This is a genomic window from Corynebacterium sp. p3-SID1056 (assembly GCF_025152525.1).
GTDB lineage: Bacteria > Actinomycetota > Actinomycetes > Mycobacteriales > Mycobacteriaceae > Corynebacterium.
In genome coordinates this window covers 12,197-29,060 of the sequence record NZ_JALXXL010000001.1, presented here as the reverse complement: position 1 = coordinate 29,060, position 16,864 = coordinate 12,197, and the positions used below count along the sequence as shown (strand labels likewise).

Annotated in this window: 17 protein-coding genes and 7 tRNA genes; 15 read left to right on the top strand and 9 right to left on the bottom strand. The window is 62.9% G+C overall.

What is annotated here, in order from left to right:
• Nucleotides 1-35: 35 nt before the first annotated feature.
• Genes msrB through M3G14_RS00155 form a run of 3 tightly spaced genes read right to left on the bottom strand, consistent with a single transcriptional unit; the run spans nucleotide 36 to nucleotide 2,479 of the window.
• The gene (gene msrB / locus M3G14_RS00165) at nucleotides 36-449 is read right to left on the bottom strand and encodes a peptide-methionine (R)-S-oxide reductase MsrB (protein ID WP_259923768.1); all 414 of its coding nucleotides are present in this window, start codon (nucleotides 447-449) and stop codon (nucleotides 36-38) included.
• Nucleotides 442-1,701, bottom strand: coding sequence for a glycosyltransferase family 87 protein (locus tag M3G14_RS00160; RefSeq protein WP_259923767.1), 1,260 nt, complete (start codon nucleotides 1,699-1,701; stop codon nucleotides 442-444). Before M3G14_RS00160 ends, msrB begins: the two co-directional genes overlap by 8 nt.
• A 22-nt stretch (nucleotides 1,702-1,723) precedes the next feature.
• Nucleotides 1,724-2,479 (bottom strand): pyrimidine reductase family protein, encoded by a 756-nt coding sequence (locus M3G14_RS00155; RefSeq protein WP_259923766.1) that lies wholly within the window; start codon nucleotides 2,477-2,479, stop codon nucleotides 1,724-1,726.
• A gap of 49 nt (nucleotides 2,480-2,528) precedes the next feature.
• Between M3G14_RS00155 and M3G14_RS00150 the strand changes: the two genes are divergently transcribed.
• Together M3G14_RS00150 and M3G14_RS00145 are read left to right on the top strand one after the other, a co-directional pair.
• Nucleotides 2,529-3,821 (top strand): hypothetical protein, encoded by a 1,293-nt coding sequence (locus M3G14_RS00150; protein WP_259923765.1) that lies wholly within the window; start codon nucleotides 2,529-2,531, stop codon nucleotides 3,819-3,821.
• Nucleotides 3,805-4,785 carry an asparagine synthase C-terminal domain-containing protein gene (locus tag M3G14_RS00145; RefSeq protein WP_259923764.1) on the top strand — a complete coding sequence of 327 codons (981 nt, stop codon included), beginning with the start codon at nucleotides 3,805-3,807 and terminating at the stop codon, nucleotides 4,783-4,785. Before M3G14_RS00150 ends, M3G14_RS00145 begins: the two co-directional genes overlap by 17 nt.
• 112 nt (nucleotides 4,786-4,897) lie before the next feature.
• Here the strand turns inward: M3G14_RS00145 and M3G14_RS00140 are convergent.
• From M3G14_RS00140 to M3G14_RS00115, 6 genes are all read right to left on the bottom strand, one after another.
• Nucleotides 4,898-4,973: transfer RNA gene (locus M3G14_RS00140), tRNA-Gly, on the bottom strand.
• A gap of 43 nt (nucleotides 4,974-5,016) precedes the next feature.
• A tRNA-Val gene (locus M3G14_RS00135) sits at nucleotides 5,017-5,088 on the bottom strand.
• Between the two features lie 15 nt (nucleotides 5,089-5,103).
• Nucleotides 5,104-5,177: transfer RNA gene (locus M3G14_RS00130), tRNA-Cys, on the bottom strand.
• A gap of 34 nt (nucleotides 5,178-5,211) precedes the next feature.
• Nucleotides 5,212-5,287 (bottom strand) — tRNA-Gly (locus tag M3G14_RS00125).
• Between the two features lie 43 nt (nucleotides 5,288-5,330).
• Nucleotides 5,331-5,402: transfer RNA gene (locus M3G14_RS00120), tRNA-Val, on the bottom strand.
• 18 nt (nucleotides 5,403-5,420) lie between these two features.
• Nucleotides 5,421-5,496 (bottom strand) — tRNA-Gly (locus tag M3G14_RS00115).
• 232 nt (nucleotides 5,497-5,728) lie between these two features.
• Between M3G14_RS00115 and M3G14_RS00110 the strand changes: the two genes are divergently transcribed.
• The 13 genes from M3G14_RS00110 (at nucleotide 5,729) to ruvC (ending at nucleotide 16,860) form a co-directional block, all read left to right on the top strand.
• A tRNA-Val gene (locus M3G14_RS00110) sits at nucleotides 5,729-5,800 on the top strand.
• A 183-nt stretch (nucleotides 5,801-5,983) separates the two neighbouring features.
• Nucleotides 5,984-6,559, top strand: a complete 576-nt coding sequence (locus M3G14_RS00105) for a copper resistance CopC family protein (RefSeq protein ID WP_259923763.1) — start codon at nucleotides 5,984-5,986, stop codon at nucleotides 6,557-6,559.
• Nucleotides 6,560-6,613: 54 nt separating this feature from the next.
• Nucleotides 6,614-7,288, top strand: a complete 675-nt coding sequence (locus M3G14_RS00100; RefSeq protein ID WP_259923762.1) for a copper chaperone PCu(A)C — start codon at nucleotides 6,614-6,616, stop codon at nucleotides 7,286-7,288.
• 20 nt (nucleotides 7,289-7,308) lie between these two features.
• Entirely contained in the window at nucleotides 7,309-8,475 is a 1,167-nt protein-coding gene (locus M3G14_RS00095; RefSeq protein ID WP_259923760.1) for a Dyp-type peroxidase, read from the top strand.
• 166 nt (nucleotides 8,476-8,641) lie between these two features.
• Entirely contained in the window at nucleotides 8,642-10,714 is a 2,073-nt protein-coding gene (thrS, locus tag M3G14_RS00090; RefSeq protein WP_259923759.1) for a threonine--tRNA ligase, read from the top strand.
• Entirely contained in the window at nucleotides 10,668-11,279 is a 612-nt protein-coding gene (locus M3G14_RS00085; RefSeq protein WP_259923758.1) for an HIT domain-containing protein, read from the top strand. The genes thrS and M3G14_RS00085 overlap by 47 nt, the downstream gene beginning before the upstream one ends.
• A complete protein-coding gene (gene pgsA / locus M3G14_RS00080; RefSeq protein ID WP_259923757.1) occupies nucleotides 11,272-11,907 on the top strand; it encodes a phosphatidylinositol phosphate synthase in 636 nt (211 codons plus the stop codon). The genes M3G14_RS00085 and pgsA overlap by 8 nt, the downstream gene beginning before the upstream one ends.
• Nucleotides 11,908-12,852, top strand: a complete 945-nt coding sequence (locus M3G14_RS00075; protein ID WP_259923756.1) for a phosphatidylinositol mannoside acyltransferase — start codon at nucleotides 11,908-11,910, stop codon at nucleotides 12,850-12,852.
• Complete coding sequence (locus M3G14_RS00070; RefSeq protein WP_259923755.1) at nucleotides 12,853-13,938, top strand: glycosyltransferase family 4 protein; 1,086 nt, start codon at nucleotides 12,853-12,855, stop codon at nucleotides 13,936-13,938.
• An 86-nt stretch (nucleotides 13,939-14,024) separates the two neighbouring features.
• On the top strand, nucleotides 14,025-14,411 hold the full coding sequence (locus M3G14_RS00065) for a hypothetical protein (protein ID WP_311201333.1): 387 nt from the start codon (nucleotides 14,025-14,027) through the stop codon (nucleotides 14,409-14,411).
• 34 nt (nucleotides 14,412-14,445) lie between these two features.
• Nucleotides 14,446-15,324, top strand: a complete 879-nt coding sequence (locus M3G14_RS00060) for an acyl-CoA thioesterase II (protein WP_259923751.1) — start codon at nucleotides 14,446-14,448, stop codon at nucleotides 15,322-15,324.
• Nucleotides 15,325-15,412: 88 nt separating this feature from the next.
• Complete coding sequence (locus M3G14_RS00055) at nucleotides 15,413-16,168, top strand: YebC/PmpR family DNA-binding transcriptional regulator (RefSeq protein WP_259923749.1); 756 nt, start codon at nucleotides 15,413-15,415, stop codon at nucleotides 16,166-16,168.
• A gap of 128 nt (nucleotides 16,169-16,296) precedes the next feature.
• Nucleotides 16,297-16,860: a crossover junction endodeoxyribonuclease RuvC gene (gene ruvC / locus M3G14_RS00050; protein WP_259923748.1), complete on the top strand. Its 564-nt coding sequence runs from the start codon at nucleotides 16,297-16,299 to the stop codon at nucleotides 16,858-16,860.
• Nucleotides 16,861-16,864 lie beyond the last annotated feature (4 nt).

Below are 16,864 nucleotides of genomic sequence, written 5' to 3'. Positions count from 1 at the left end.
GCGGGGCAGGCCACGCGACGTCGACAAGCGAGAAGCTAGCGCTTTTCGAGGGTCAGCGAGATTGAGTTGATGCAGTAGCGCAGATCGGTCGGGGTGTCGAAGCCCTCGCCGGCGAAAACGTGGCCGAGGTGCGAGTGGCAATTGGCGCACAACACCTCGGTGCGCACCATGCCGAGGGAGCGATCCTCGCGCTCGATGACGGCGTCGCCGGCCAGCGGGGTGAAAAAGGCCGGCCAGCCGCAGTGCGCGTCGAATTTGGAGGAGGAGCGGAACAACTCGGCGTTGCAGGCGCGACAGCGGTAGACCCCCTCCGTCGTGGTGTCGGTGTATTCGCCCACGCCCGGGGGCTCGGTCCCGGCCTCGCGCAGCACGTGGTACTCCTCGGGAGTGAGCCTTTCCTTCCACTCCTGCGGGGACAGCGAGGAAAAATCGGGGGTGTCTTTAGCCATGATGGTCCTCCTTAGCCGACGTGTGCATTTGCACCGAGACTACCCACGCGGCCACCGCCACGATGAATATGGCCCACCCAGCCGTGGGCAAGAAGGTACCAAGCCAGCGTCCGCCCAGCCCCATGACCTCGACATCGAAGCGCAGCGGGCTCACGCACAGGATGAGCCCCAGCCACACCGTGCCGATGTGGAAGGGGCTAGTACGGTTGAGTGCGGTAAAGGCCGCCGGGAAGAGCATCATGGTGTAGTACGCCTGACCCAAAGAACTGAGCAGGCAAACGCCGGCGAGCAGGACCGCTGTGGAACAGGTGAGCCAGAGCCACTCGTCGGAAAAGCGCCAGCGAGCCAAGCCGAGCACTGCGATTGCTACGGCAGCGGCGAAGAGGACGAAGCACACGGCGTGCAGCCATCCCGGCATACCGAAGTAGACAGCGAAACCGGCCAGTGATGAGTTGGCGTAGTCGCGGGTGGTGCCGAGATAAGGGACGAGTTTGCCAAAGTAGTCGCCCGCGCCCGGGGTGAGCGGCCAGGCGATTGCATTGAGCAGGATCGGTACGGCGATGCCCGCGAGCAGGGTGCGCCAGCGCAGTTGCATGAGCGGCAGCACAAGCAGGGGCGCGAACATCGGCTTGATCAAGATGGCAAGTCCCAGCACCACGCCGGCCGCGATGTTGCGGCGTGCGCGGTAGCTGGCGAGAAAAGCGGTGAGCGCGAGCAGCAGGATGCCGTTGATATTGGAGAACACCAAGGTGTTCGTCACCGCTTCGGTGGCGAAGGCGAGCGCGAGCGCGACGGGAAACACCGGGCCACGGAGGCTGCGCCCCGCCAATGTGGTGCACCAGGCGAGCGCAGCGATGATGGCGAGTGCGTTTGCGAGGATGAACAGCGGGCGCACAGCGTTCGGGTCCGCTGCGAACCCGAGCGGGGCAAGCAACAAGGTGGCGCCGGGGTTGTACAGGTAGTGCGGGTCGACGTAGTGGTAGACCTCGTTGTAGACAGGCACGCGTTCCACAAACCTGCGGGCTGCAGCCCACACGGTGGTGAAATCGTCCGTTGGCGAGCCTTGCCTTGCGAGCACGAACACGCGGTGGATGATCAGCAGAATCGCCAGTGGCCAGGCCGCGGCGCGCGCCGTGCGGGCGGCGGGCGTGGAAAGCGTGCGCGAACCTTCCGCCACGAATGGGGCGGGTGCAGTCCAGTAAGTATCTAAGCGTTGCGCCCAGTCAGGGCGCGTCCTTTGCGCGTACGTCACGCGCACAACCGTACCGAATCCTTTACTCCTCACGGGAAGCGGCGGCGCCCGGCATGCGGTAGCGCACGAACATCATCGAATCTTCGCTCACCCGCACATCTTCGACGTGCAGTGACACGGTGTAGTCCCCACCGCCGCCGAAAAGCGGCCTTTCCACGTTGCCTTGCAACGTCGGATCGATAGTCAGGTGCAAAATGTCGCCAAGACCGGCGGAAAGCAGCATGCCGTAGAGCCCGGGCCCGCCTTCGCAGGCAATGCGGTTGAAACCCTTCGCACGCAGGGCACCGAGAATTGCGTGCGCGGATCCGTCACCAGTGGAAAGGATGCGGCCGCCAGCTGCGCGAAGTGCTTCCCGACGCTCCTCGAGCGCTGGGTCATCGACGCGTTGCTGCGGGGCGAGGAAGAGCGGGGACACCTCCGTGTCGTAGAAGAGCTGGGTGTTGACATCGAAGTCGAAGCTGTTGGTAATGATCGCCAGCGGCGGAACTTCGGCTTGTCCGCGCGCTCGACGCTTCGCCTTGTCTTCGTCGGTGCACTTAACCCCAAAATAGTTCTCGGCACGCGCGGTGCCGCCACCTACCAACACCGCATCCGACCACACGCGCAGCAGGTTGAGAAGCTCCGAGTCGATGCTGTTGCCGAGTGAGCGAGAGGTGCCGTCGATTGTCGCCGCGCCGGAGGCAGTCATCACGGCCAGTAATCGCAGCTGGGGGACTGAAGGGGGGAGCACAGGACCTAGCAGTTGTGTTGGGTCAACAGTCGTGCGCGCGTCTACCATGGCGTCAAGCGTACACATCCGACTGCAGGGACATTTGGAGGAAACACACGTGGTCGATCGGCTACCGCTCGTAGAGGAAGCGCAGCGGGTATGGGTGGGCGGCGAAAGCCCGGACCGGCTTTTCGCCGCCCTGTTTAGCTCCGACACGACAGGTGTTGGCTGGAAACAACTCGTCTGCGAGCTTGCGCACGAGGTGTTTGGACACACCGTCTACCGTGAGCTCGACGCCTTTGAAGCGATGTTCAATGCGGTGACCGATGCGACGTGGAGAGCACGCGAGCTGTGTCTCGGCCAGCACAACGAGGAGTGGCTGCGGCTGCTACCGGAGTGGGCAAAGCAATCTCGCACGGCGGAGTTCGCGCTCATCCTCATCGAGCTGCAACTGCACCGCTTCAACTTCGACCACGACGGCATCCGGCGCGTGCTCGACATGGCCAACGATGCACCCTTGCGCTTTCACGACCTCTCGGTGACCGTCAACCTCAACCAGGTCTTTCTGACTTTCGCCCGGTTGCTTTCGGGGCGCAGAATCGACTCGCAACACGTGTTCGACGCTGTAGGGGTATCGCACGGCGATAAGGAATTGACGGCCTCGCAACTTGAATCCGTGCCACTCAAGATCAAGCACCTGATGCTGCACGGGCTGTGGCTGTACCCAGATACCGAGTACGGGGAGCAGATTCTTGCCTTCTCGGAGGCGATCTTGCGGTACCACTCGCCGAATGACTTTGTTGCGCACTACCGGCGGGCAGAAGGCTACCGGCGCATGGCCGCCATTGAAGCCGCACCACGCTCCGACCTGTTTTCCGGACACACAGTTCGCACCCGCGACGACTTTTACGCAGAAGCCTTGCACTCGGTACAGATGGCTATCAAGAACCTGCCCGCCGACGCGACCGTACTGCACGGAGAATTCGTCTCCTACCGGATGATGATTGCAACGGAGCGCCAGGTCCAAAACTCGATCCAGGGCCGCGTCGACGAGGAGCTAGCGCACGTGAGCACTGAGGTAGAACGCATGTCGGAGAAGATCGAAGCTGAGTCGCGAAATAGCCTGTTGCGGAGCATTGAGATCCTGTCCGTATTCCTCGCAGTTATCGGCGTGTTGTCCTTCAATATTTCACTCGCCGGGCTGGAGAATGTGGGTACGCTCGAGAGATTCGGCTTGATCCTCACCGCCGGGGTCATCCTGGGCGCGTTTTCCTGGATGGTGCACGTGGCGGTCTACCGCCATACACACGCCGAGCCGGTGGTGGTAAAGACTCGGCGAAAGCAGATACGAGAGCTGCAGCAGCGAATTGCGGTGCTTGAAGAAAGGACGAAACATGGCCATAACGGATAAGGGTTGCGAATACGTCGCCGATCAACGCAACATCGAGCCAGGTACGTACGACATCACCGAATATGCGCCAGCGAAGCACGCCATCGTCGATTACCTCGACGCGCGCCTGACAGCGGTGCTGGATCGCTGGCCGGGACGCCCTGTGCTCATGCTCTCAGGCGGAGTCGACTCGATCCTCATCGCGTCGGCGCTCGCCCGGCTGCGCACCGACGTCCTCGCAGTGACGTTTAGCCATGAGTCCTCGCCACAGGCTGCAGAGGAAACCCGCGTGGCACGCGAAGTAGCACGCGCACTTGGCTTCGAGCACCACGTGATTGCCCCACGCGGTGATGCACTGGAGCGGCTGCTTGCTGAAACCGTCGAGCGGCTCGAGTCCGCCGAGCCATGGGAAGTGCTCTCTGGTGCCATCTTGGTGGCCGTCGACAAGCATCGGCAAGAGTGCGGTATCGACGGGGCATTGATCACCGGCGCGGGCGCGGATGCGCTGTTCCTGGGCGGGAAAGCCATCGCCGCCGACGCAGAAGACTTCCTCCAGCAATGGGATATCCAGGTGCGTCAGGGGATTCAAGCGAACTTCACCCGAGAGCGCTTCATCCCAGACTTCTATGAGCGCCTCATCGCAGAGCCCGAGCGCCACATCCAGGTGTGGCAGACTCACGAGGCAGTCGACCTCGCGCTGCGTATCCATCCCCGGGTGACCCGAGGGGCAGAGATGAACCAAGACAAGGCGCTGTTCCGCGCGATTGCAGCAGATATGGGTATCGACCCCAAACTGGTGCAGACAACGAAGAACCCGATGCAGGTTTCGTCCGGAGGATTGGAGGCCATCGTCTCGCTGGCGCGCGAGCAACTGGCGCGCCGGGCAGGGGAGAAGACCTACTCCGATCCGCGGGAGGAGCCGCTGGAGTTCACGGTCGCGCGGCTGTTTCTCGAACAGCTGGAAAGCCAGACACCTGGCGAGTAGGCGGGAGGCTCGGATTGGAGGCGAGGCTCGTTCTCGGGGCCCCTCGTTTAACCCCTCCAACCACCGAGAAAACAACTATGCCCCCGGGAAAGACCGGGGGCATAGTCACTCGTGGAGCGGATGACGAGACTCGAACTCGCGACCCTCACCTTGGCAAGGTGATGCGCTACCAACTGCGCTACATCCGCAAAGTAAACACGAGGTTTACCAGTGAGCCCATAGTGGACTCTGTGCGCGATACTGGGATCGAACCAGTGACCCCTACCGTGTCGAGGTAGTGCTCTACCGCTGAGCTAATCGCGCAGGCTGTTTCCAGCTTGGAGGTGGATACGGGAATCGAACCCGTGTACACGGTTTTGCAGACCGTTGCCTAACCACTCGACCAATCCACCGTGGAGCTATCCTCCAAAAGTACCCATATGTACTTGGAGCGGATGACGAGACTCGAACTCGCGACCCTCACCTTGGCAAGGTGATGCGCTACCAACTGCGCTACATCCGCAAAGTAAACACGAGGTTTACCAGTGAGCCCATAGTGGACTCTGTGCGCGATACTGGGATCGAACCAGTGACCCCTACCGTGTCGAGGTAGTGCTCTACCGCTGAGCTAATCGCGCTCATCCCTTCAGGGGGATTGGAGCGGATGACGAGACTCGAACTCGCGACCCTCACCTTGGCAAGGTGATGCGCTACCAACTGCGCTACATCCGCATGCACTGCATTGTGCGAGATAAAACATTAACCTGTTGCCAACCAGAGTCCAAATCGTGAGGTCACATGCGTAAATCGAAAGGCTTTGCATCGCTGGATCCAGCATTTGAGTTACAGTCCTGTAGTTTGCCCCTGCGCGTGCTTCGGACGGGGGGCGTGTTACCCCAAACATGGCCTGTGTCCTGCGGATTCGTGAAATTCGATGTGGGCGTTGTAGAGTACTTACTCGTTCGGTCCTATGGCTCAGTGGAAGAGCGTTCCGTTCACACCGGAAAGGTCGCTGGTTCGATCCCAGCTAGGACCACGGCAGTGACAGCCGCCAGATGTCTGGCGGCTGTTTTTCTTTTGCCTTCATGCTTCGGGAGGTTAAAGGGGGCGTCAAACCAAAGTTGGTGGGCCGGGAACTTTTGGTGTCCGTGGACCGACTACTCTGCTAAGCGGGACCGTGGGCCACACAGTTCCGCGCGACCAAGAAAAGGAGAGCCCCTTGTTGCAACGCCTTTCCCAGCACACACTGCAAAAACAGTGCGCATTGGCAACCGCTGGCGCGATCGCCGGACTTGCCGCGTTGGGAGCTCCAATGGCAAGTGCTCACGATTCAGTGATCGGTGGCAGTCCTGAGAACGAAGCTGTGGTCACGGTGTTTCCGGACTCGATTACCCTCGAGTTCTCTGGGCAGCCGAAAGAGGGTTTTAATACCGTTGCTCTCTCTCGGATCAGTGATGGCGAAATTCTGTTTACCGCGGAGCCTGAGATTGATGACCGCTTCGTGACGGTCGATGTGCCGGCCGAGGTCGAGGGATCCGCCGAACCGGGTGAATATCAGGTTGGTTTTCAGATCATTTCCTCTGATGGGCACTCAACAAAAGGTCGGACTACCTTTAGCTATGAGCCGGCCTCTGGAGAGCAGGAAGCCACAGCTGACGATGTAGCCGATGCTTCGTCGGGCGATTCGGAAGGGCAGGGCGTGGGTATGAACGCCGGTGTCATTATCGGCATCATCGTCGCAGTCATCGCCGTCATCGGCGCAGGAATCGTAGTCGTTGGGCGTCGCAAGAAGTAGGTACACCAAAGATACGAACTCGGCGTGAGTTCGTCTGAGAGAAAAGAGCATCGCATGAATATCTCCCGTCCCTCCGCTATTGCACTTGCTGCAGCGACCGCCCTGGCGTTAGGCGCGTGCAGCCCTGCGAACGAGCAGGACTCCACGCAGACCGAAGCGACGACTGCTGAGGCATCCGCCGCAGCATCCTCGGGCGCAGCTGAGGAGTCCGCGGCCGCAGACTCTGTTGAAGGTGAACTGCTGGGCGAAGGTGAGCTGAAGCTGGAGAACGCCACGGTGCGCGCGAAAGCCGCCGCCGACGCAGAAGACGGCACAGAGATGACTGCCGTCTTCGGCACCATCCACAACACTGCGGATGAGGACATCACCATCACCGGCTTCACGACTTCGCTGGGCGAGGCCACATACGAGATTCACGAAACCGTTGACGGCACCATGCGCAAGAAAGAAGGCGGACTGACCGTCCCCGCCGGAGGTACCGTCGAGCTTGCTCCGGGCGGCGACCACCTGATGGTCATGGGCTACGCCCCGGAGATCCCCGCCGGCGACGTCGTTGACGTCATTTTTGAAACTTCCGACGGCGAGAGCATCGAGGTGGCGGGCGTCGCTGTGCGCTCCATGCTTCCCGGCGGCGAGGATTACGGCGAGGATGGTCAACTTTCCGGCCACGCCAGTATGAACCATGAAGAGATGAACCACGAAGAGATGGATCACAGCGCGCACGAGTAAAGGAGCAGTGAGCTTTCACCATGGCGGTTTCGCGACGGGGATTTTTGGCAGGTGGGGCGGGCGTGGCGTCGTTAAGCATGCTCGCCGCTTGCGCTGATGAACCGGAGCCCGCGCCACTTCCGCTGCGGGAGGCGACCGTGAGCTTTCACGGCAAGCACCAGGCGGGCGTAGCGACGCCGGCGCAGGCGAGTCTGAACCTCATCGGCTTCAACCTGAAGGATGGGGCCGACGCGAAGGCGGTCGCGCGTCTCATGCGGCTGTGGACCGAGGACGCGCGGCGGCTCGCACATGGACAGAATCCGCTTGGCAGCCTCGAGCCGGAAATGACCGCATGGCCCGCGAATCTTTCCTTGACTTGCGGGTTTGGCGAAGGGCTCTTTCATGCGGCGAAACTGGACACACCGGAGTGGCTGCATGATATTCCGGCGATGAGTCGCGATCGGCTCGATCCCAAGTGGGGCCAGACCGACCTGGTGCTGCAGATCTGCTGCGATGATCCGGTGATGGGCGCGTGGGCGATGCGGCACATGACGCGTGCTGGCGTGGACTACGTCGAGACGGCCTGGGTACAGCAGGGCTTTGTCAACGCGCACGGGGCCACGCCGGAGGGCGAGACCCCGCGCAACCTGTTCGGCCAGGTGGACGGGACGGTCAACCCGCATAGCGAGGAGGAGTTTGACGAGCAGGTCTGGATCCCTGAGGGGCCTTTCGCGGGAGGCACGTCGTTGGTGGTGCGTCGCATCGCGATGAACCTCGACGAGTGGGAGCTTTTGGATCGACGCTCCCGCGAGGAGGTCGTCGGCCGCACCCTGGATACGGGCGCGCCGTTAACTGGCGGTGGCGAGTTCGCGGACCCTGATTTTGCCGCACGCGATGAGTACGGCCTTCCGGTCATCGACCCCAACTCGCACATGGCGCGCGCCCGCGACGCGGGTACGCAGATTCTGCGCCGTCCCTACAACTACAACTTGCCGCCCGAGCCTGGCTCAGGCCAGTTGTCCAACGCTGGCCTGGTGTTTATGGCGTATCAGCGCGACCCGGATGCGAGCTTTACTCCGATGCTCAAGCACCTCGACGAGGTGGATCGTCTCAACGAGTGGATTACTCATATCGGTTCGGCGGTCTACTACATCGTGCCCGGGGTGGGAGAGAGCGAATACTGGGGGCAGTCGCTGCTCGAGAGCTAGCACGCTTTTCGACGCCCCGAGCCCCCGCCGACCCGCGATCGCACGCACCGGCGGGGTAGGATGTGCAACGACGTGCCGGGTCTGTGCGCCCGGTGCATGACGAACTGTGAACTTGAAGGGGTGCGCCCAGGTACGGCGGACCCCAAAGATGCGCAAAGGAGCGCCAATGGCCACCGATGTAGCCGATGTCAACGTGCAAGAGTTCGAGCCCTTTGAGGTGCCCGCAGGCACCCCTGTGGGTGCGGCAATGCGCGAGCTGAACCTACCCAACCGCGGCGAGAACGCCATCGTCGTTGTGCAAAACGAAGCGGGCGAGCTGGTAGACCTCTCGCATGTACCGGAGGCAACCGCGACGTTTCACCCGGTTGCTGCGAATACTGAGCTGGGGCGATCGGTCATCCGTCACTCCTGCGCGCACGTCCTGGCGCAGGCGGTACAGGCGGAGTTCCCGGGCACCAAGCTGGGCATCGGTCCGGCGATTGATGGCGGGTTCTACTACGACTTTGACGTCGCAGAGCCCTTCACTCCGGAGGACTTGAAAAAGCTCGAGCGCCGGATGAAGAAGATCATTAAGCAGGGCCAGAAGTTCGCCCGCGGCGTCTTCGAATCCGCCGAGGTGGCGTCGGAAAAGCTCGCGGACGAGCCGTACAAGCTTGAGCTGATCCAAGACAAAGGCAACGTGGACCCGAACTCGGACGAAGCAACCGAGATCGGCGCCGGCGAGCTGACCTACTACGACAACGTCAACCCGCGTACGGGTGACGTGGAGTGGTTCGACCTGTGCCGCGGCCCGCACGTGCCCACGACGAAGTACATCCCGGCGTTCGCGCTTACGCGTTCCTCTGCTGCCTACTGGCGCGGTGACCAAAACAACGCCGGCCTGCAGCGTGTCTACGGCACGGCATGGGAGTCCAAGGAGAAACTCGACGAATACCTCACCATGCTCGCGGAGGCGGAGAAGCGTGACCACCGCCGACTGGGCAACGAGATGGACCTGTTCTCCTTCCCGGATGAGGTCGGCTCGGGTCTGCCGGTCTTCCACCCGGATGGCGGCATCGTCCGTATGGTGATGGAGGAGCACTCCCGGCAGCGCCATCTTAAGGCGGGGTACTCCTTTGTCAACACCCCGCACGTGACCAAGGGCGAGCTCTTCCAAAAGTCGGGCCACCTGGACTGGTACGCGGACGGCATGTTCCCGCCGATGCAGCTCGACGGAGAGGTTGACGAAGACGGCAACGTGACCAAGCAAGCCGTCGACTACTACGTCAAGCCGATGAACTGCCCGATGCACAACCTGATCTTCGATTCGCGCGGGCGTTCCTACCGCGAACTGCCGCTGCGGCTGTTCGAGTTTGGCACCGTCTACCGCTACGAAAAGTCCGGCGTGGTGCACGGCCTGACCCGTGCGCGCGGGTTTACGCAGGACGATGCGCACATTTACTGCACCGAGGACCAGCTGGAAGAAGAGCTCACCAGCGTGCTCGAGTTCATCATCTCCTTGCTGCAGGACTACGGGTTGGACGACTTCTACCTGGAGCTGTCCACCAAGGATCCAGAGAAGTACATCGGCGACGACGAAATTTGGGAGCGCTCCACCAACATCCTGCAGTCCGTGGCTGAAAAGTCCGGCCTGGAGCTTGTTCCCGACCCGGCCGGCGCGGCGTTCTATGGCCCGAAGATTTCCGTGCAGGCCCGCGACGCAATCGGGCGCACGTGGCAGATGTCCACGGTGCAGCTGGATTTCAACCTGCCGGAGCGCTTCAACCTGGAGTACACCGCTCCGGACGGGTCAAAGACCCGCCCGGTGATGATCCACCGCGCACTGTTCGGCTCGATCGAGCGCTTCTTCGGCGTGCTGCTGGAGCACTACGCGGGTGCGTTCCCGGCGTGGCTCGCGCCGCATCAGGTGATGGGCATTCCGGTCGCCGACGAGTTCGCTCCGCACCTCGACGCAGTGGTAGCGAAGCTGCGTGAGGCCGGTATTCGCGCTGAGGTGGATCACTCGGACGACCGCATGCAGAAGAAGATCCGCACGCACACTACCGGCAAGGTGCCGTTCATGCTCGTCGCCGGCGCGCGTGACGTGGAGGCGGACGCGGTGAGCTTCCGCTTCCTGGACGGCACCCAGGTCAATGGCGTGCCCGTCGATGAGGCTGTGGCGCTGATCATCGAGTGGGTCGAAGCCAAGCGCAATGAGCAACCGAGCGAGGAAGCCATTGCGGCCCGCCGTGGGAACTAACGCCGACAACGCAGGAGACTACGTCGACTGCGGGGCGGGTGATCGGGACCGGCTGCAGCGCCTCTGGGCACCGTACCGGTCCAACTACATCGCCACAGCGCCGAAGCGGAGTTCGGATCCGTTCGTGGACATTCCCAAGGGCAGCGACGAAGATGGTCTGATCATCGCCCGCGGCGAGACGGTCTACGCCCTGCTCAACCTGTACCCGTACAACGCGGGACACCTGATGGTTGTGCCTTACCGCAAGGTGGCAGAGCTGGAGGCGCTGACGGACGCAGAGACTGCGGAGCTCATGGTCTTTGCCAAGCGCGCCGTTCGAACGCTGAAGACGGTGTCGACGCCCGAGGCAATCAACGTCGGCTTAAACCTGGGGAAGGCAGCTGGCGGCTCCGTCGGCGACCACCTACACCTCCACGTTGTGCCGCGCTGGGCGGGTGACTCAAACTTCATGACAGTCATTGGCGGGACCAAAGTGCTACCGCAGCTACTGCGCGAAACCCGCCAACTGCTTGCCGACGCCTGGCCGGGGAAGGCCACGGACGAAGAAGGAGGAAACGATGCTTAGCGTGCACGGGCGCAAGCCCGCCTCCGTTGTGGTCAAACCAGTGGCGAAAACGTTGTTGCGCATGGGGCTGACACCGAATGTGACCACGTTGGTAGGTACCGCGGCAACCGCGCTCGCCGCGGCTGTGCTCATCCCAACGGACCACCTGGTGTGGGCCGCTGTGCTGAGCATCTTCTTCGCCGCCTTCGACATGGTCGACGGCACGATGGCGCGTCTTTCCGGCGGAGGCACGGCTTTCGGGGCCACGCTGGACGCCAGCTGCGACCGCATTACCGACGGCGCGCTATTCGCCGCCATCGCGCTGTGGATGGTTTACGTGGACGAGACGCGTCCAGCACACGTCGCCGCGTGTCTCGCCGTGCTTGTGCTGTCGCAGGTGATCAGTTACGTCAAGGCTCGCGGTGAGGCTGGCGGTCTACGCATTGTCGGCGGGCTGATTGAGCGCCCAGAACGCCTCATCCTCGCGGTCGTCGGGCTCGTGCTCGAAGGTTGCGGTGTCGGCGGCGCCATCGTGGTGTCGATTTGGCTCCTGCTTGTCGGGTCGGTGATCACCGTGGTGCAGCGGCTCGTGTTCGCGGCACGCGACCCCCAGTCCGACGAACGACTTGCGCCGCCGCCGGGGGCGTAAATGGCGCGCATCGACCTCGCTACCGCGGGTTACTTGGCGGGTTGGAAGCTCGTGGGCACCATGCCCGAAGCGTGGACCGCGTCCGTGTTCGCACGTGGCGCGGATAGGCTGTCCCGAGAGGGTGCAGGGATGGAAATGCTGCGCCGCAACCTCACCCGCGTCGTCGGCCCAGCCGGTGTGACTCGCGCGCTCGTGCGCGAGGCGACACGATCCTACGCGCGCTATTGGCACGAGGTGTTTCGACTGCCTCAGCTTGCCGGTGCGCCAGGCCTCTTGCGTGAGCTCGATGCCGGGGTGGAGGGCCGTGCGCATATCGACGCCGCCTTAGACAAGGGGAGAGGCTTGATTCTCACCCTCCCGCACAGTGGCAACTGGGATATGGCGGGAATGTGGCTTGCACACCACTACGGCGGGTTTACCACCGTTGCTGAGCGGGTCAAGCCCGAGGCCTTGTATGACGCCTTCGTGGAATTTCGCGAAGGGCTCGGCTTCGAAGTCCTCCCACTCACCGGCGCCCCGACGCCACCCTTCACGCGGCTGAAAGAGGTACTTACAGCCGGCGGCATTGTCTGCCTGATGGGAGAGCGCGACCTTGCCGGCCGCGGGGTGAAGGTCCGCTTCTTCGGCGAGACGACCACGATGCCGGCCGGGCCCGCCAAGTTGGCGCTGGAAACAGGTGCGCAGCTTACGGTGGCGCACTCCTGGTTTCCGTCTCCCACATCGCGGGGGCCGCGCTGGGGTTTTTCGGTGTCCGAACCGGTGCAGGTCACCACGCTTGCAGCAACCGCGCAACGCGTTGCCGATGGCTTCGCCGCGGGCATTTCAAGACATCCTCAGGACTGGCACGCGCTCCAGCCCATCTGGCCCGCCGATGCGCGGTGGCAAGCGGCCGCGCACCCACGCAGGCGCGGGGCGAGAGCAGAGGCGCAAGGAGGCACCGACTAGATGCGCATCGGCATGGTCTGCCCGTATTCATTCGACCGGCCAGGCGGGGTGCAGGCGCACGTGCTTGATCTTGCCCGGGTGTTGCGGGCCCGGGGTCACGAGGTGAGGGTGCTCGGCCCGGCGTCGGCAAGCACGGCCCTGCCAGAGTGGGTGACCCGCGGTGGGCCTGCTGTCCCGGTGCGCTACAACGGCTCCGTCGCGCGCGTGGCATTCGGGCCGCAGGTGCGACGCACGACCCGGGCGTTTCTCGCTGAGGGTTCGTTTGATGTGCTGCACGTGCATGAGCCGAACTCGCCAAGCTACTCCATGGTGGCGACCGCGCTGGCGAGCGTTCCGGTCGTGGCGACGTACCACACCTCGGCGACTCACTCGTATGCATTGCGCGCGGCCTTGCCGCTGCTGCGCGCGAACCTGGAGAAGATCCATGCGGGCATTGCCGTCAGCGAGCTTGCGCGCCGCTGGCAGGTGGAACAAGTCGGCACCGACCCGATTGTGATCCCCAACGGCGTCGACACCGCGCAGTTTTGGCGCGCGCGGGTCCCGCGAAGCCCGGGAGCACCCGTCGAGATTGTTTTCCTCGGCCGTCTTGATGAGCCCCGCAAGGGCTTCGATATCTTCTTGCGCGCGGTGCAGCTTCTCGACGCCGACGTGCGGTTCACGGTCATCGGCTCGGGTCACCACCGCACCACACCCGAGGGAGTGGACGTTGTCGGTGCGGTGAGCGACGAGGAAAAGGCCCGGATCTTGGGAAGGGCAGACATCTATGTCGCGCCGAATACCGCGGGCGAATCCTTCGGCATCGTGTTGGTCGAAGCTATGGCTGCAGGGTGCGCGGTCGTCGCCAGTGACCTCGAGGCTTTCGCGCGAGTCTGCGACGCCGATGCAGCTGAGCCGGCTGGTGTCCTCGTACCGGTGGGAAACCACGTCGCGCTTGCGCACACCTTGCGTCGACTCGTTGCGGACGCCAAAGCGCGTGAGTCGTTGGTTTCGCGGGGCAGTGCGCGTGCCCTCGAGTTTGATTGGGAGCGGGTGGCCGACCAGATTGTCACGGTCTACGAGACGGTCGTGGGGGCAGACGCACGATGACACTGGTCTGGGTACTCCTTGCAGTTGCGATGACGGTTGTCGCCGCGTGGGCATATTTCACTGCGCAACGGCTCGATCGTTTGCATATGCGCTTGGACCGCTCCCGTGAAGCGCTGCAGGCATCACTCGATCGGCGCGCGGCGGTCGTGGCCGCCGTTGTGCCGCAACTGCGCGAGCGCGCGCGGGCACTCGAGGAGGTTCGACTTACTGCCCGAGATATAGGTACCCGTCTTGACCTGGAACGTGCCTTTGCCGCCGAGCTGTCATCCCAGTTGCAGGAGCTGTCTGCGCCGGAGGTGCGAAGGGAGCTGCAGGATGCGCAGACACGAGTGTTTTTGGCGCTGCGCTTCTATAACGAGGCCGTTTCCGATACGCGGGATCTGCGCTTGCGGCCGCTGGTGCGCCTGCTGCGACTTGGTGGGACGGCGGCGCTGCCAGAGTATGCGGCCCTGGAAGAGTTGGAGTTGAAGTGAACACGGGTGGCACTACCGCGTAGGGTGAGGTGGCATGCACCACGATTTGCCTACCTCTGCGTCCCAGCCGACCTATATTCAGCGGATTCTGGATCTGGAGCGCATTGATAAGAACATCTACCGCGGCGCGGCTATGCACTCAGAGAACTTTGTCCGCACCTTTGGTGGACACGTCGCCGGGCAGGCGCTCGTAGCGGCGACGCGCACGATCGCCGATGACAAGCATGTGCACTCGCTGCACGGCTACTTCTTGCGTCCCGGGGATGCGAATGCGGATACGATCTACCGGGTCGGCCGACCGCGGGACGGCCGCAGCTTCGCCACCCGCACCGTCGAAGCCGTCCAAGAGGGAGAAGTCATCTTCTCCATGCAGGCGAGTTTCCACCGCACCGACGACGAGGGTCTGGAGCACTCCGATGAGATGCGCACCGTTCCCGCACCCGAGGAGCTGGGGGAAGAATCGAGCCCGCTGAAGCTCGGCCCCGGATCGAAGCACGATTTCAACGAATGGGACATTCGTGTCGTCCCGCAGGAGCGCTACGCGCCGAATCAGTACACCAAGAGCCAGCAAGTGGTCTGGTTTCGCTCAAAGCGGCGGCTGCCGGACGAGGACACCTTCCACGCCTGCACGCTGACCTATATGTCCGACATGACGCTCTTGCACTCTTCGCTCGCGGCGCACCCGGGGCACAAGGTGCAGCTGGCCTCGCTCGACCACGCGGTCTGGTTCCTGCGCCCCTTCCGTGCGGACGACTGGTTGCTCTACGACCAGATTTCGCCCTCGGCCCACGCAGGGCGCGCACTGACGCACGGCCGTATTTTTGACCGCGCTGGCAACCTCGTCGCGATGGTGGTGCAGGAAGGTCTGACGCGTAACCTGCGCGAGGGCGCGACTGCAGTGCCAGAAAAGTAGGCGCTCGTCCCCGGCCAAAGCACGGCGCAAGGGAGGGGGCACGTATAATCGACCGAGTTCATCCTCCAGCGACGAAAAGGGGTGCCATATGTCGGGCCACTCAAAGTGGGCTACAACCAAGCACAAGAAGGCTGCGAACGATGCAAAGCGTTCAAAGCTGTGGGCGAAGCTGATTAAGGATATTGAGGTCGCTGCCCGCACCGGCGGCGGTGACCCTGCGGGTAATCCAACGCTCGACGACATGATTAAGAAGGCCAAGAAGGCCTCCGTGCCGGGCGACAACATCGAGCGTGCTCGCAAGCGCGGCTCTGGCGAAGAGGCTGGCGGCGCGAACTGGGAGACCGTCATGTACGAGGGCTACGGTCCCAACGGCATTGCACTGCTGATTGAGTGCTTGACCGACAACCGCAACCGCGCGGCCACCGAGGTCCGCACCGCGATGACCAAAAACGGCGGCAACATGGGCGACTCTGGTTCGGTGTCCTACATGTTCAAGCGCACCGGCATCGTCACTGTGAAGAAGGGGGAGCTGACCGAAGACGACATCCTCATGGCCGTGCTCGAGGCTGGCGCCGAAGAAGTCAACGACTTGGGCGAGGAGTTCGAGGTCGTTTGCGAGCCCACCGATGTGCAGGCCGTACGCGACGCGCTCAAGGAGGCCGACATCGAGGTCGAAGGTGCCGAGCAGGACTTCCGTGCCGACATTGAGGTCGACGCAGATCTCAGCGCAGCGAAGAAGACGCTCAACCTCATCGACGCGCTCGAGGACTCGGACGACGTGCAGAATGTCTACTCCAATATGAGCATCTCCGACGAGGTCGCGGCACAGCTGGACGACGAATAGCGCTTCGCACTTTAAGCCCCGCCGTAGGCCGCGTGGATATCGCGGTACGTACGGCGGGGCTTCGCGCTTGGGTGCGAGCTGTGGTAGAACATGTGTGTTAGTAGGTTGTTGGTGTTCAGGAGGTAGGCATGCACCTTGAGGGGCTGCGCGTGATGGGGATCGACCCGGGGCTAACCCGGTGCGGCCTGTCCGTGGTGCAGGCCGGGCGCGGTAGGCAGATCTTTCCTATCTCGGTCGGGGTGGTGCGCACGCCTTCGGATGTGGAACTGGGCGAGCGGTTAGTGCGGCTGTCGCGCGCCGTGGGGGACTGGATGGACGAGTATCGTCCAGATGTTGTCGCGATGGAACGTATTTTTGAGCGCGGTAATGTGTCCACGGTGATGCATACCGCGCACGCCGTCGGGGTATTGGTCCTCGCTGCCGCCGAGCGCGATATTGCGGTACATATGTACACCCCTTCGGAGGTGAAGAAGGCGATTTCCGGCAATGGGCGGGCTGACAAGAAGCAGATGACGGCCATGATCACACGTATTCTTGGTCTTTCGGAGCCGCCGAAACCGGCCGATGCAGCGGATGCTTTGGCCATTGCGGTGTGTCACTGCTGGCGTGCGCCACTCCTTGCACGCAGTGCGCAGGCACAGCGCGCAGCGGAGCTCCAGCGGCAGACGCAGGGTGCGCAGGTAGGGAAGTGAAGGA

What these genes read in the sequence shown, in the direction of transcription:
- msrB (WP_259923768.1), bottom strand. Translation starts at nt 449, where the DNA reads ATGGCTAAAGACACCCCCGATTTTTCCTCGCTGTCCCCGCAGGAGTGG.
- M3G14_RS00155 (WP_259923766.1), bottom strand. Translation starts at nt 2,479, where the DNA reads ATGGTAGACGCGCGCACGACTGTTGACCCAACACAACTGCTAGGTCCT.
- M3G14_RS00145 (WP_259923764.1), top strand. Translation starts at nt 3,805, where the DNA reads ATGGCCATAACGGATAAGGGTTGCGAATACGTCGCCGATCAACGCAAC.
- M3G14_RS00100 (WP_259923762.1), top strand. Translation starts at nt 6,614, where the DNA reads ATGAATATCTCCCGTCCCTCCGCTATTGCACTTGCTGCAGCGACCGCC.
- M3G14_RS00095 (WP_259923760.1), top strand. Translation starts at nt 7,309, where the DNA reads ATGGCGGTTTCGCGACGGGGATTTTTGGCAGGTGGGGCGGGCGTGGCG.
- thrS (WP_259923759.1), top strand. Translation starts at nt 8,642, where the DNA reads ATGGCCACCGATGTAGCCGATGTCAACGTGCAAGAGTTCGAGCCCTTT.
- M3G14_RS00085 (WP_259923758.1), top strand. Translation starts at nt 10,668, where the DNA reads ATGAGCAACCGAGCGAGGAAGCCATTGCGGCCCGCCGTGGGAACTAAC.
- pgsA (WP_259923757.1), top strand. Translation starts at nt 11,272, where the DNA reads ATGCTTAGCGTGCACGGGCGCAAGCCCGCCTCCGTTGTGGTCAAACCA.
- M3G14_RS00075 (WP_259923756.1), top strand. Translation starts at nt 11,908, where the DNA reads ATGGCGCGCATCGACCTCGCTACCGCGGGTTACTTGGCGGGTTGGAAG.
- M3G14_RS00070 (WP_259923755.1), top strand. Translation starts at nt 12,853, where the DNA reads ATGCGCATCGGCATGGTCTGCCCGTATTCATTCGACCGGCCAGGCGGG.
- M3G14_RS00065 (WP_311201333.1), top strand. Translation starts at nt 14,025, where the DNA reads ATGCGCTTGGACCGCTCCCGTGAAGCGCTGCAGGCATCACTCGATCGG.
- M3G14_RS00060 (WP_259923751.1), top strand. Translation starts at nt 14,446, where the DNA reads ATGCACCACGATTTGCCTACCTCTGCGTCCCAGCCGACCTATATTCAG.
- M3G14_RS00055 (WP_259923749.1), top strand. Translation starts at nt 15,413, where the DNA reads ATGTCGGGCCACTCAAAGTGGGCTACAACCAAGCACAAGAAGGCTGCG.
- ruvC (WP_259923748.1), top strand. Translation starts at nt 16,297, where the DNA reads ATGCACCTTGAGGGGCTGCGCGTGATGGGGATCGACCCGGGGCTAACC.